This is a genomic window from Sphingomonas astragali, from assembly GCF_051400615.1.
Classification (GTDB): domain Bacteria; phylum Pseudomonadota; class Alphaproteobacteria; order Sphingomonadales; family Sphingomonadaceae; genus Sphingomonas.
This window is the reverse complement of sequence record NZ_JBLFFH010000002.1, coordinates 730,391-742,563: the sequence shown is the minus strand read 5'-3', so window position 1 is coordinate 742,563 and position 12,173 is coordinate 730,391. Positions and strand designations below refer to the sequence as shown.

At 68.5% G+C, this 12,173-nt stretch carries 13 protein-coding genes; 11 read left to right on the top strand and 2 right to left on the bottom strand.

Annotated elements, in window-relative coordinates; all coding sequences use genetic code 11:
- The first annotated feature begins 72 nt into the window (after positions 1 to 72).
- The 4 genes from ffh to ACMGER_RS11840 all read left to right on the top strand — a co-directional run bounded on the left by ffh (position 73) and on the right by ACMGER_RS11840 (position 3,497).
- On the top strand, positions 73 to 1,557 hold the full coding sequence (gene ffh, locus ACMGER_RS11855; RefSeq protein ID WP_436812343.1) for a signal recognition particle protein: 1,485 nt from the start codon (positions 73 to 75) through the stop codon (positions 1,555 to 1,557).
- 108 nt (positions 1,558 to 1,665) lie between these two features.
- Positions 1,666 to 2,280 (top strand): 30S ribosomal protein S16, encoded by a 615-nt coding sequence (gene rpsP, locus ACMGER_RS11850; RefSeq protein WP_436812342.1) that lies wholly within the window; start codon positions 1,666 to 1,668, stop codon positions 2,278 to 2,280.
- A gap of 6 nt (positions 2,281 to 2,286) precedes the next feature.
- The gene (gene rimM / locus ACMGER_RS11845) at positions 2,287 to 2,763 is read left to right on the top strand and encodes a ribosome maturation factor RimM (RefSeq protein WP_436812341.1); all 477 of its coding nucleotides are present in this window, start codon (positions 2,287 to 2,289) and stop codon (positions 2,761 to 2,763) included.
- Positions 2,760 to 3,497 carry a metallophosphoesterase family protein gene (locus ACMGER_RS11840; RefSeq protein ID WP_436812340.1) on the top strand — a complete coding sequence of 246 codons (738 nt, stop codon included), beginning with the start codon at positions 2,760 to 2,762 and terminating at the stop codon, positions 3,495 to 3,497. Before rimM ends, ACMGER_RS11840 begins: the two co-directional genes overlap by 4 nt.
- Here ACMGER_RS11840 and ACMGER_RS11835 read toward each other — a convergent pair.
- Complete coding sequence (locus ACMGER_RS11835) at positions 3,494 to 4,411, bottom strand: NAD(P)/FAD-dependent oxidoreductase (protein WP_436812339.1); 918 nt, start codon at positions 4,409 to 4,411, stop codon at positions 3,494 to 3,496. The two genes, ACMGER_RS11840 and ACMGER_RS11835, sit on opposite strands and share 4 nt — an antisense overlap.
- Before the next feature lie 45 nt (positions 4,412 to 4,456).
- Between ACMGER_RS11835 and trmD the strand changes: the two genes are divergently transcribed.
- Both trmD and rplS read left to right on the top strand, forming a co-directional pair.
- Entirely contained in the window at positions 4,457 to 5,194 is a 738-nt protein-coding gene (gene trmD, locus ACMGER_RS11830; protein WP_436812338.1) for a tRNA (guanosine(37)-N1)-methyltransferase TrmD, read from the top strand.
- Positions 5,191 to 5,583: a 50S ribosomal protein L19 gene (rplS, locus tag ACMGER_RS11825; protein WP_233782924.1), complete on the top strand. Its 393-nt coding sequence runs from the start codon at positions 5,191 to 5,193 to the stop codon at positions 5,581 to 5,583. Before trmD ends, rplS begins: the two co-directional genes overlap by 4 nt.
- A 63-nt stretch (positions 5,584 to 5,646) precedes the next feature.
- On the opposite strand, the gene ACMGER_RS11820 is transcribed toward rplS, so the two are convergent.
- Positions 5,647 to 6,126, bottom strand: a complete 480-nt coding sequence (locus tag ACMGER_RS11820) for a lipocalin-like domain-containing protein (protein ID WP_436812337.1) — start codon at positions 6,124 to 6,126, stop codon at positions 5,647 to 5,649.
- A 138-nt stretch (positions 6,127 to 6,264) separates the two neighbouring features.
- Between ACMGER_RS11820 and ACMGER_RS11815 the strand changes: the two genes are divergently transcribed.
- The 5 genes from ACMGER_RS11815 to ACMGER_RS11795 all read left to right on the top strand — a co-directional run bounded on the left by ACMGER_RS11815 (position 6,265) and on the right by ACMGER_RS11795 (position 12,170).
- A complete protein-coding gene (locus tag ACMGER_RS11815; RefSeq protein WP_436812336.1) occupies positions 6,265 to 6,762 on the top strand; it encodes a CGNR zinc finger domain-containing protein in 498 nt (165 codons plus the stop codon).
- A 70-nt stretch (positions 6,763 to 6,832) separates the two neighbouring features.
- Positions 6,833 to 8,200 (top strand): DUF418 domain-containing protein, encoded by a 1,368-nt coding sequence (locus ACMGER_RS11810; RefSeq protein ID WP_436812335.1) that lies wholly within the window; start codon positions 6,833 to 6,835, stop codon positions 8,198 to 8,200.
- 42 nt (positions 8,201 to 8,242) lie between these two features.
- Positions 8,243 to 10,474, top strand: coding sequence for a S9 family peptidase (locus tag ACMGER_RS11805; protein ID WP_436812334.1), 2,232 nt, complete (start codon positions 8,243 to 8,245; stop codon positions 10,472 to 10,474).
- Between the two features lie 233 nt (positions 10,475 to 10,707).
- Positions 10,708 to 11,736 (top strand): aspartate-semialdehyde dehydrogenase, encoded by a 1,029-nt coding sequence (locus ACMGER_RS11800; protein WP_436812333.1) that lies wholly within the window; start codon positions 10,708 to 10,710, stop codon positions 11,734 to 11,736.
- The gene (locus ACMGER_RS11795) at positions 11,733 to 12,170 is read left to right on the top strand and encodes a GFA family protein (RefSeq protein WP_436812332.1); all 438 of its coding nucleotides are present in this window, start codon (positions 11,733 to 11,735) and stop codon (positions 12,168 to 12,170) included. The genes ACMGER_RS11800 and ACMGER_RS11795 overlap by 4 nt, the downstream gene beginning before the upstream one ends.
- Positions 12,171 to 12,173: the final 3 nt, after the last annotated feature.

Genomic DNA, 12,173 nt, shown 5'->3' with positions numbered 1-12,173 from the left:
CGACGCCGGCCGACGAGGTTTCGTCCGCCGGCGTTTTTCGCGTTACATGGCTGGAGGTATTTGGAGACGCAGATGTTCGAGAGCTTGAGCGACCGGCTGGGAGGGGTGTTCGACCGCCTGCGCGGCCGTGGCGCGCTGACCGAGGCCGATGTCCGCGCCGCGATGCGCGAGGTGCGCGTCGCGCTGCTCGAGGCCGACGTCGCGCTGCCGGTCGCCCGCGAGTTCGTCGACAAGGTGACCGAGCAGGCGGTCGGCCAGCAGGTGCTGCGCTCGGTCACGCCGGGCCAGCAGGTCGTCAAGGTCGTCAACGACGCGCTGGTCGAGATGCTGGGCTCGGAGAACACCGGGCTCGACATCGACGTGACGCCGCCTGCGGTCGTGATGCTGGTCGGCCTCCAGGGCTCGGGCAAGACCACCACCACCGCCAAGCTCGCCAAGCTGCTCAAGAAGCAGGGCAAGAAGCTCATCATGGCGTCGCTCGACGTCAACCGCCCGGCCGCGCAGGAGCAGCTGGCGGTGCTCGGCACCCAGGCCGAGGTGGCGACGCTGCCGATCGTCGCCGGCCAGCAGCCGGTCGACATCGCCCGCCGCGCGCTGCAGGCGGCCAAGCTCCAGGGCCATGACGTCCTGATGCTCGACACCGCCGGACGCTTGCACGTCGACCAGGCGCTGATGGACGAGATGAAGGCGGTCGCCGACATCGCGACCCCCAACGAGATCCTGCTCGTCGTCGACAGCCTGACCGGCCAGGACGCGGTCAACGTCGCCAAGGCCTTCTCGGAGCAGGTGCCGCTCACCGGCGTGATCCTGACCCGCATGGACGGCGACGCCCGCGGCGGCGCGGCGCTGTCGATGCGCGCGGTCACCGGCAAGCCGATCAAGTTCGCCGGCATGGGCGAGAAGCTCGACGCGCTCGAGCCGTTCCACCCGAGCCGCGTCGCCGGCCGCATCCTCGGCATGGGCGACGTGGTGTCGCTGGTCGAGAAGGCCGCGGCGACGATCGAGCAGGAAGACGCCGAGCGCATGGCGGCCAAGCTCGCCAAGGGCCAGTTCGACCTGAACGATCTGCGCGCCCAGCTCTCGCAGATGCGCCGGATGGGCGGCATCGGCGCGCTCGCCGGCATGATGCCGGGGATGAAGAAGGCGCAGGCCGCGGTCGACCAGGCCGGCGGCGACAAGGTGCTGCTGCGCATGGACGCGATCATCACCTCGATGACGCCCAGGGAGCGCGCCAAGCCCGAGCTGATCAACGCCAAGCGCAAGATCCGCGTCGCCAAGGGCTCGGGCACCACCGTGCAGGACGTCAACAAGCTCCTGAAGATGCACCAGGAAATGTCGACCGCGATGAAGAAGATCCGCAAGATGGGCGGGATCAAGGGCATGGCGGCGCTGCTCGGGCGCGGCGGCATGGGCGGCGTCGGCAAGGCGCTCGGCGGCCAGCCGCTTGGCGACATGATGGGGAAGATGGACGGCCCGGCCGGCGGTCTTCCCGGCCTCGGCGGAGCGGGGATGCCCAACCTGCCGCCCGGCTTCGAGAATTTTTTGAAGAAGAAATAGCCGTCGCCCCGGCGGAGGCCGGGGCCGCCAACTGGCAAGGCGGACCGTCACCAACTGACCGGCCCCGGCCTCCGCCGGGGCGACGAATTGAAGAGAGAAGGAACTTAAATGGCACTCAGCATTCGCCTGTCGCGCGGCGGCTCGAAGAAGCGGCCCTATTACCGCATCGTCGTCGCCGACGCGCGCGCGCCCCGCGACGGCCGCTTCATCGAGAAGATCGGCAACTACAACCCTCTGCTCGCCAAGGACGACGCGGGCCGCGTCCAGCTCGACGCCGACCGCGCCAAGCATTGGCTCGGCGTCGGCGCGCAGCCGACCGACCGCGTCGCCCGCTTCCTCGACGCCGCCGGCGTCCGCGAGCGCGCAGCGCGCAGCAACCCCAAGAAGGCCGAGCCGGGCGAGAAGGCCAAGGAGCGCGCCGAGGAGCGTGCCGCCAAGGCCGCAGAGGCGGCCGAGGTCGCTGCCGCCGCGTCCGCGGCTCCGGCGGAGGGCTCGAACGAGGAAGCCGAGGCGGTGATCGCCGCCGAGGTCGAGGTCGCGACCGAGGAGCCGACGCCGGCGGCAGAGGCCGTCGCCGAGGCGGTGGCCGAGGAGACCCCGCCGGTCGAGGCGGCGGCCGAGGAAGTTGCCGTCGAAGAGGCGCCCGCCGCCGAGGAGGCCCCCGCTGAGGAAGCTGCGGCTGTCGACGAAGCGCCCGCCGCCGAGGAAGAGGCCAAGGCCTGATCCGCGATGGCAAAGGACACGCCCGTCACGCTCGCCGTCGTTATCGGCGCGCACGGCGTGGCGGGCGAGGTCCGGCTCAAGGTATTCGCCGATGATCTGTCGGCGCACCGCAGCTTCAATGCCGGCACGCTGACGCTCAAGTCGCTGCGTGACGGCCCGAACGGTGCGATCGCCCGCTTCGCCGAAGTGCCCGACCGCACCGCTGCGGAGAAGCTGCGCGGCGCCGAGCTCACCGTCCCTCGCTCGGCGCTGCCGCCGCTGGGGGAGGGTGAGTATTACCACGTCGACCTGATCGGCCTCCCCGCGGTCTCGACCGACGGCGCGCCGCTCGGCACGGTCGTCGCGGTCGACAATTACGGCGCCGGCGACGTTGTCGAGATCGAGCGGCCCGACGGCAGGCGCTTCATGGTCCCGATGACTCCTGCCGCGGTGCCCGAATGGGACGGCGAGCGGCTGGTGGTGACCGCCGCCTTCGCCGAATGACACGGACGGCGATCCTCTCCGACATCCACGGCAACCTGCCGGCGCTCGAAGCCGTGATCGCGGATGCCGAGGCCCAGGGCTGTACGCGCTGGCTCAACCTCGGTGACCTGCTGTCGGGCCCGCTCTGGCCGGCCGAGACCGCCGACCTGCTGATGTCGCTCGACTGGCCGACGATCGCCGGCAACCACGAACGCCAGCTGCTGACGGTGCCGCCCGACCGGATGAACGCGAGCGACGGCCATGCGCGCGCGGTGCTGACCGACACCCACCTCGCCTGGCTTGCGGCCCTGCCGGCAACGCTGACGATCGACGGCATCCTCCTCTGCCACGGCACCCCGTCGAGCGACGTCTGGCCGCTGATCGAGACGATCGAGCCCGCGGGCATTCGCCGGGCCGCGTCCGGGGAGATCGCCGCCCGCCTCGACGGCGTGTCCGAGCGGCTGATCCTGTGCGGTCACACCCACCTGCCGGCGATCGTTGCGCTGCCCGACGGGCGTATGGCCGCCAATCCGGGCAGCGTCGGCCTACAGGCATTCGTCGACGACCGGCCCTTTCCTTATCGCGTCGAGAACGGCGACCCCGCGGCGCGCTATGCGATCCTTGATCCCGGCGGCGACATCGATCTGCGTGCCGTCGCCTATGACCGCATCGCCGCGGCGGCGAAGGCGGAGCGAGAGGGGCGCTCCGACTGGGCAGTGGCGCTGCGCAGCGGTCGAGTACGAGCGGGGCGCTAGCGCCGGATCGGCCGCGTCTCGTTCAGCGCATTGCGAATCGTCGTCGCGGCGACGCCGGCCTCACCCATCGCATGGCTGATCTGATCGAGCCCCTTTACCACGTCGCCCGCCGCGAACAGTCCAGGCACCGAGGTGCGTTGGTGATCGTCGACCTCCAGGCATCCGTCGGCGCTCGCCCGTGCGCCTGCGCCGATCGCCAGCTCCGAGCGGATCACCGATCCCAGCGCCGGATAGATGCTGTCGAGCCGCCGATCGCCGACCGCGGTGCCGACGGCGATCCGTTCCCCGTCGATACGGATCGGGGAGCAGGGGCCGTCGATCCGCTCCACTCCCGCTTCGTCGAGAGCGAGCCGGCACGCCTTGTCCAGCTCGTGCGGTCCCTGATGCGCGATCAGCGTCACCTCACGGGTGTAGCCGCGCAGGAACAGCGCCTCGCGCATTCCGTGTTCGCCGGTGCCGATCACGCCGACCCGCCTGTCCGTCACTTCATAGCCGTCGCAGATCGGGCAGTAGCGGATGAGGCCCCGCGCCAGCGCGCGGTCATGCTCCTCCGCATCCATCTCGGGCCGGTTGTTGACCACGCCGGTCGCCAGCAGCACGGTGCGCGCACGATAATCGCGGCTGCCGGCCTTGATGCGAAAGCCGTGATCCTCCGGCACCACCGCCGTCGCCTCCACCGTCTCGCGCACCGCCCCGAAATTCTCCGCCTGACGCAGCATCAGCGTCAGCAGGTCGGCGCCCGCGATACCGTCCGGAAAGCCGGCGTGGTTCATCGTCCGCGGGATCAGCGCGGCGCGACTCGACCCGTTGTCGAACAGCCGGATCGAAAGACGGAAGCGGGCGAGATAGATGGCCGCCGTCAGCCCCGCCGGCCCCGCGCCGATGATGATGCAGTCGTCGGGTTCGTCGTTCATCTGTCATCCCTTGCCAAGCGCGGTCCGTCGCGCGAGAGCCGCATGATGCCGTTTGCCGCAACTGTCCTAACGCTCTATCCGGAAATGTTTCCTGGCCCGCTCGGTACGTCGCTTGCCGGTCGGGCGCTGCGTGAGGGGCGCTGGAGCCTGGACACCGTCCAGATCCGCGACTTCGCCACCGACAGGCACCGCTCGGTCGACGACACGCCGGCGGGCGGCGGCGCCGGCATGGTGATGCGCGCCGACGTGCTGGCCGCGGCGGTTGACAGCGCGGGGGAGGGGCGGCCGATCCTGGCGATGACCCCGCGCGGCCATCCGCTCACCCAGGCCCGCGTCCGCGCGCTCGCCGCCGGTCCCGGCGTCGTCCTCCTCTGCGGCCGCTTCGAGGGGATCGACGAGCGCCTGTTCGAGGCGCGCGCGATCGAACCGGTCTCGATCGGCGACTATATCCTCTCCGGCGGCGAGATGGCGGCGCTGGTGGTGCTCGACGCTTGCATTCGGCTCATTCCCGGCGTAATGGGCGCGCCTTCCAGCGGGGACGAGGAAAGCTTCGAAAGCGGCCTCCTCGAATATCCGCATTATACCCGACCTGTCGAATGGGAAGGGCGCACGATCCCCGAAGTGCTGCGATCGGGGGATCATGCGAGGATCGCGGCCTGGCGCAAGCAGATGGCCGAGACCGATACACGGCTAAGGAGGCCGGACCTTTGGGAGCGCCACGAGGGCGCTCGGGTCGGTTCTCCCTCTGGCGCGCGGCAGAGAACCAGGACGGACAAGTCATGAACCTGATCCAGACGCTCGAAGCCGAGCAGATCGCCAAGTTCAACGAGGCGAAGAAGATTCCGGAATTCCGCCCGGGCGACACGCTCAAGGTCGGCGTGAAGGTGGTCGAGGGTGAGCGCACCCGCGTCCAGAACTTCGAAGGCGTGTGCATCGCCCGCGCCAACAAGGGCATGGGCAGCTCGTTCACCGTGCGCAAGATCAGCTTCGGCGAGGGTGTCGAGCGCGTCTTCCCGCTCTATTCGCCCAACGTCGATTCGATCGAGGTGGTGCGCAAGGGCGCCGTCCGCCGCGCCAAGCTCTATTATCTGCGCGGCCGCACCGGCAAATCGGCCCGCATCGCCGAGCGCCGCGACAACCGCCAGGCCGAGGAGGCGGTGGCGGCCGAATAAGCGGCTCCTCGCCGGCAGATCGAAGGGGGCACGAGGGCTTCGGCTGTCGTGCCCCTTTTCACGTCACTTGACCTTGCGCCAGATCGACCAGGCGATCGTGCCGTTGCCCGACGCGCTCGCCGGCACCGCATAGCGCAGCAGCCCGTCGCGATAGCTGTAGTCGCGCACCTGGCGCCGCTCCTCCCAATTGGGGAACGAGGCGGCCTCGACATCGAAGACGAGCTGGTGATGCGCGACGTCGACCGCGACGCGTCCGAAGTGCGTGCTCGATCCCAGCACCGCCTCGCGATATTCATCGGCGCTGCCGCGGGTCTTGTCGCCGGTCGCGAAGCGCGCGCGGGTGGGGCGGAAGATCTGCAGCGAATAGCGTCCCGCGCGATCGATCATGAGCAGCCCGTTGGGATGTTCACCATAGGTGGTGATGCGGCGCCCGTCGGCGAGGATCTCATAGGCCGAAACCATCTCCCAGGTGCCGGCGAGCTGGAGCGGCTGGTCGGTGCCGGAGATCGCCGCGGCGGCAAGGATGGCGAGAGACATCGGCATGGTTCGACTCCTCATGTAACCTTATAGACAGGTTACGAGGCGGATTGCATCGTGTCGAGTAACCTGTCAATAGGGTTTATGGCCCAGGCCGACGTTTCGGAGGAACGCGACGGTTTCCGCTTCCGCGGAGGGCATCCAGTGCTCGACCTCGTTGCGACGCTCGCCGGCCGCCTGAAGAGCGAGCCACGCGAGCTGCTGGCGACGCCCGCCGATCTCGATCGCTGGCTCGCCGCGGCCGGTTTCGGCGGCGACGGTGCCGCCGGGCCGGACGATCTCGACACCGCGCGGGAGCTGCGCGAGGCGATCCATCGGCTCGCAACCGCATCCACGCCCACGGCGCGCGAAACGGTCAACCGACTCGCCGCGGGGCCGGCGGCGGTGCCGCTGCTGCTGGATGAGGCGGGCGGCTATCGGCTGGAGGGAACGACCGAGATGATGCTCGCGATGCTGGCGCGCGAGACGGTGCTGCTGTTCGGCGGCCCGCAACGCGATCGGATCAAGGGTTGCGAGGCGCAGGGTTGCGCGATCCTGTTCCTCGATCAGTCGCGCAAGGGCGACCGGCGCTGGTGCTCGATGCGCGCGTGCGGCAACAAGGCAAAGATCGCCGAATTCCGCCGCCGGCGGCGGGGCGGATGACCTTATTTTTTCACGGCATTGCGAAACGCTCCTGACGTGTTATAGCTTGGTAATACACAGGGGCTAGGGAATGAGCGAGACGATCGTCGCTGGTCCGATGACCACCGCCGCGGAGCCGGACGGCGCGCCGCGTCTCGCCAGCCTCGACATCCTGCGCGGTGTCGCGATCCTCGGCATATTGTTCATGAACATCAACGACATGGGCGGCGCGCTGTTCGCGGGGTGGGTGGACATCGGCCGCTACGGCATGAGCGACGCCGACCGGATCGCCTTCTTCCTGCGCAACACCCTCGCCGACGGTACAGCGCGCTGCCTCCTGGAGATGCTGTTCGGCGCCGGCATGGTGATCCTCACCGAACGGGCGGAAAAGGCGGCGGAGAGCCGGTGGGCGGTGCTGCGCGGCTATTACTGGCGCAACATCGTGCTGTTCCTGTTCGGCCTGGTCCATGTCTTCATCCTGCTGTGGCCGGGGGACATTCTCCACACCTACGGCATCGCCGCGCTGATCGCCGTCCTGTTCCGGCGCCTGAGCGCCAGATGGCTGCTCGGCGTCGGCCTGGTCTTCGCGCTGCTGCAGCTCGGCGGCGGCGGCACCGGCTATGTGATGACGCGCATCCAGGATCAGCGCGTCGCCGCGATCGAGGCCAGGCAGAAGGCCGGCCAGCCGACGAGCAAAGAGGATGCGAAGGTCCTCGCGGACGCGAACAAGAGCAAGGCCGAGCGAGACAAGCGGCACCGGGAAATGGACGCCCGCATGGCCGCGGAGGACAAGGCCCGCGCCGCCGATACCGGCACCTTCATGAGCTGGGCCAGGGCGCAATGGGACATGTTCCTCTACCTGGAGGGCATGGTCCTCGAGCCGCTCTGGATCTGGGAGGCCGCGGCGACGATGCTGATCGGGGCGGCGCTGTTCAAATGGGGCGTGATCCAGGGAAGCCGCTCGACGCGCTTCTACCTGCTCCTGACGCTCGCCTGCTACGCCTTTGGCCTCACCACCCGCGCGATCGGCGCGCTCGACGACCTTGCCGACTATGACGGCCCCTCGGTCACCTGGGCGACGCAGGAGCTGGCGCGGCTCGCGACCACGCTCGGCCATGTCGGCCTCGTCCACCTGCTGCTGCGCACGGCCACCGGCGCCGGCCTGCTGAGGCCGTTCGAGGCCGCTGGCCGCACCGCGCTCACGCTCTACATCGCGCAGACGATCCTCTGCCTGTGGATACTCTATCCGCCCTTCGCCCTCGGCCTCTACGGCAGGCACAGCTGGGCGGTCTGGATGTCGACCGCGGTGGCGGTGAACGCGCTGCTGCTGTGGGCGGCGAACGTCTATCTCCGACACTACAGGATCGCGCCGATCGAATGGGCATGGCGCTCGATTGTCGCCGGGCGGTCGCTGCCGATCCGGAAAACTCCGCGGACCCCGGCCGCGCAACCGGCCTGAGCCGGGTTGGCGAGGAGCGGGCGGGTCGTTACACACCCGCTCATGCATCGCCTCCTCGCCGCGGCTGCCGCCGCCACCGTCGCCGTCATGACCCTTCCCGCCCAGGCCGAAGACCTTACCCTCCAGCGCGTCTTCGCCAGTCCCGACCTCGCCGGCGAGCAGCCGCGGGCGCTGCGCATGTCGCCGGACGGCAAGCTGGTGACGTCGCTGCGTCCCCGCGCCGACGAGAAGGACCGCTATGACCTCTGGGCGATGGACACCGCTACCGGCGAATGGCGGATGCTGGTCGACAGCAAGAAGGTCGGGACCGGCGCCGAGCTCAGCGAGGCCGAGAAGATGCAGCGCGAGCGCGAGCGCATCGGCAACCAGCGTGGCATCGTCGCCTATCAATGGTCGGCCGACGGCCGCTCGATCCTGGTCCCGCTCGACGGCGACCTCTACCTCGCAACGCTCGATGGCAACGTCCATCGCCTGACCAACACCCCCGACGGCGAGCTCAACCCGGCGGTCAGCCCTGGCGGCAAGTTCGTCAGCTTCGTGCGCGACCAGAACCTCCACGTCCTCGACTTCGCCACCGGCAAGGATGCGAAGATCACCCCCGACGGCGCCGGCACCGTCCATTGGGGCGAGGCCGAGTTCGTCGCGCAGGAGGAGATGGACCGCTCGACCGGCTATTGGTGGTCGCCCGACGAGCAATACATCGCCGTCGAGCGCTTCGACGAGGCGCCGGTCGGCATCGTCACCCGCACCGCGATCGGCGCGGACGGCGCCAAGGTATTCGAGCAGCGCTATCCCGCCGCCGGCACGCCCAACGTGTTGGTCGAACTCTACGTCATGCGTCCGGACGGATCGGGCAAGGTCCGCGTCGACCTCGGCAAGGACAGGGACATCTATCTCGCCCGCGTGCAGTGGATGCCCGACGGATCGGCGCTGCTGGTCCAGCGCCTCAACCGCGCCCAGACCCAGCTCGATGTGCTCAAGGTCGATCCCGCGACCGGCACCTCCACCTTGCTGTTCAGCGAGAAGGCCAAGCCCAGGAGCTGGGTCAATCTTCCCGACAGTCCCGCGAAGGACGGCAGCTCGATCCTTACCCCGATGAAGGACGGCAGCTTCATCTGGTGGTCGGAACGCGATGGCCACGGCCATCTCTACCGCCTCGACGTCAAGCGGCGCTGGAAGCAGCTCACCAGGGGCGACTGGGAGGTCGCCACGATCGTCGCGGTCGACGAGGTGAACAACAAGCTCTACTTCCTCGGCAACAAGGACGACGTGCTGGAGCGCCACCTCTACAGCCTCGATCTCGGCAAGGCGGGCACGATCACACGCCTGACCGGCGTCGGCTGGTGGAACAGCGCGGTTGCGGACGGCAGCGCGACCCGTTTCATCGTCACCCGCTCCAATCCCGATCAGCCGACCGAGGTCTATCTCGCCGACGCGACCGGCCAGCGCACCGCCTGGATCAGCGAGAACGCGCTGGCCGCGGGGCATCCCTATTTCCCCTATGTCGCCAGCCATCAGCAGACCCGTTTCGGCGATCTGAAGACCGCCGACGGCGCGATGCTGCGCTGGCAGATGATCACCCCGCCGCTCGAGCCCGGCAAGAAATACCCGGTGTTCTTCGAGCACTACGGCGGCCCGCACAGCCAGACCGTCAGCCGCAGCTGGGGCGGGGCGCTCCACCAGCTGCTCGTCGACAAGGGCTATATCGTCTTCCAGATCGACAACCGCGGCTCGGCGAACCGCGGCAAGGCGTTCGAGGACGCTATCTGGCACGCAATGGGCTCGGTCGAGGTCCAGGATCAGCTTGCTGGGGCCAACTATTTGAAGACGCTCGATTTCGTCGATCCGAAGCGAATCGCGATCTACGGCTGGTCCTATGGCGGCTACCTGACTCTCAAGATGCTGGAGGCGAACCCCGGCGTCTACGCGGCGGGCATCGCCGGCGCGCCGGTAACCAAGTGGGAGCTCTACGATACCCACTATACCGAACGCTACATGGGCGACCCGCGCAAGGACCCCAAGGCCTATGCGACCGCCGACGCGATCGACAACGCGCCCAGGATCGCCGATCCGCTGATGCTGATCCACGGCATGTCCGACGACAATGTCGTGCTCGACCACACCACCGCCTTCGCGGCGAGGATGCAGGCGACCAACACGCCGTTCGAGATGATGCTCTATCCGGGCAAGACCCACTCGGCGGTGAAGGACATTCACGTGTGGACCACGATCCTCAACTTCCTCGATAGGACGGTGGGGGCGGGGCCCAGATAGCCCCACTGTCCCTCTCCCATTGGAAGAGGGAAGGAGCCGCGAAGCGGCGGGAGGGTGAGTGCCTACCGCCGACGAGGGCGCCCTCACCCTCCCACTCGGCTGGCGGCGAGCGGGCCCCTCTCTCCCAACGGGAGAGGGGTAAGCCAAACTTGGCCGGTCGCTTCCTAAATACCGCTTCCAAAACCCGCACGGGCGCCTAGAGAGGCAGCCTTATTCAAGTCAGGATGACGACAATGGGCTATCGGATGGTTGTCGCCGGCGCGACCGGCAACGTCGGTCGCGAGGTGCTGGCGATCCTCGCCGAGCGCGAGTTCCCGATCGACGACATCGCCGTGCTCGCCTCGTCGCGCAGCCAGGGCGACGAGATCGACTTCGGCGAGACCGGCCGCAAGCTGCGCGTCCAGAACATCGAGACTTTCGACCCCAAGGGCTGGGACATGGCGATCTTCGCGATCGGCTCGGAAGGGTCGAAGGCCCACGCGCCGCGCTTCGCCGCCGCCGGCTGCACGGTGATCGACAACGCCTCGCTCTACCGCATGGACCCCGACGTGCCCCTGATCGTGCCGGAGGTGAACCCGGAGGCGATCGACGGCTATGTGAAGCGCAACATCATCGCCAACCCGAACTGCTCGACCGCCCAGATGGTGGTGGCGCTGAAGCCGCTCCACGACGCCGCGAAGATCAGGCGCGTGGTGGTCGCGACCTATCAGTCGGTTTCGGGCGCCGGCAAGGCGGGCATGGACGAGCTGTTCGAGCAGAGCCGCAACATCTTCGTCGGCGACAGCGCCGAGCCGAAGAAGTTCACCAAGCAGATCGCGTTCAACGTGATCCCGCACATCGACAGCTTCCTCGACGACGGCTCGACGAAGGAAGAGTGGAAGATGGTGGTCGAGACCAAGAAAATCCTCGATCCCAGGATCAAGGTGGTCGCCACCTGCGTGCGCGTGCCGGTGTTCGTCGGCCATTCGGAGGCGATCCACATCGAGTTCGAGAACGAGATATCCGCCGCCGAGGCCCAGGCGATCCTGCGCGAGGCGCCGGGGGTGATGCTCGTCGACAAGCGCGAGGACGGCGGATACGTGACCCCGGTCGAGTGCGTCGGCGACTATGCGACCTACGTCAGCCGCGTCCGCGAGGATCCGACCGTCGAGAACGGCCTCGCGCTGTGGTGCGTCAGCGACAATCTGCGCAAGGGCGCCGCGCTCAACGCCGTCCAGATCGCCGAGCTGCTGGGCCGGCGGCATCTCAAGAAGGCGGCGTGACCGTCACCGGCGGCTGCCGCTGCGGCGCGAGCCGCTACACGCTCGCGCGCGAGGCGCTGCCGCCGGTCTATTGCTGCCATTGCCGCGACTGCCAGACCTGGTCTGGCAGCGCCTTTTCCATGCAGAGCGTGGTGCCGGAGAACGAGCTGGCGGGCGAGGGACCGATCGCCCCCTACAGCTTCATTACGCCAAGCGGCGCGACCTCGACCCAATATGTCTGCGGCACCTGCCACACGCGCCTCTGGAACGTAAACACGGCGCGGCCGGGATTGGCGATCGTCCGAGCCGGCACGTTCGACGAAAGCGACCGGCTCGAACCCATCCTGCACATCTGGGTGAAGCGCAGGCAGCCGTGGGTGACGATCCCGGACGGCGTTCCCGCCTTCGCGGAAGCTGCGTCGCCGGTCGAGTTCTTCACGCTCCTGACCCGTTGAGCC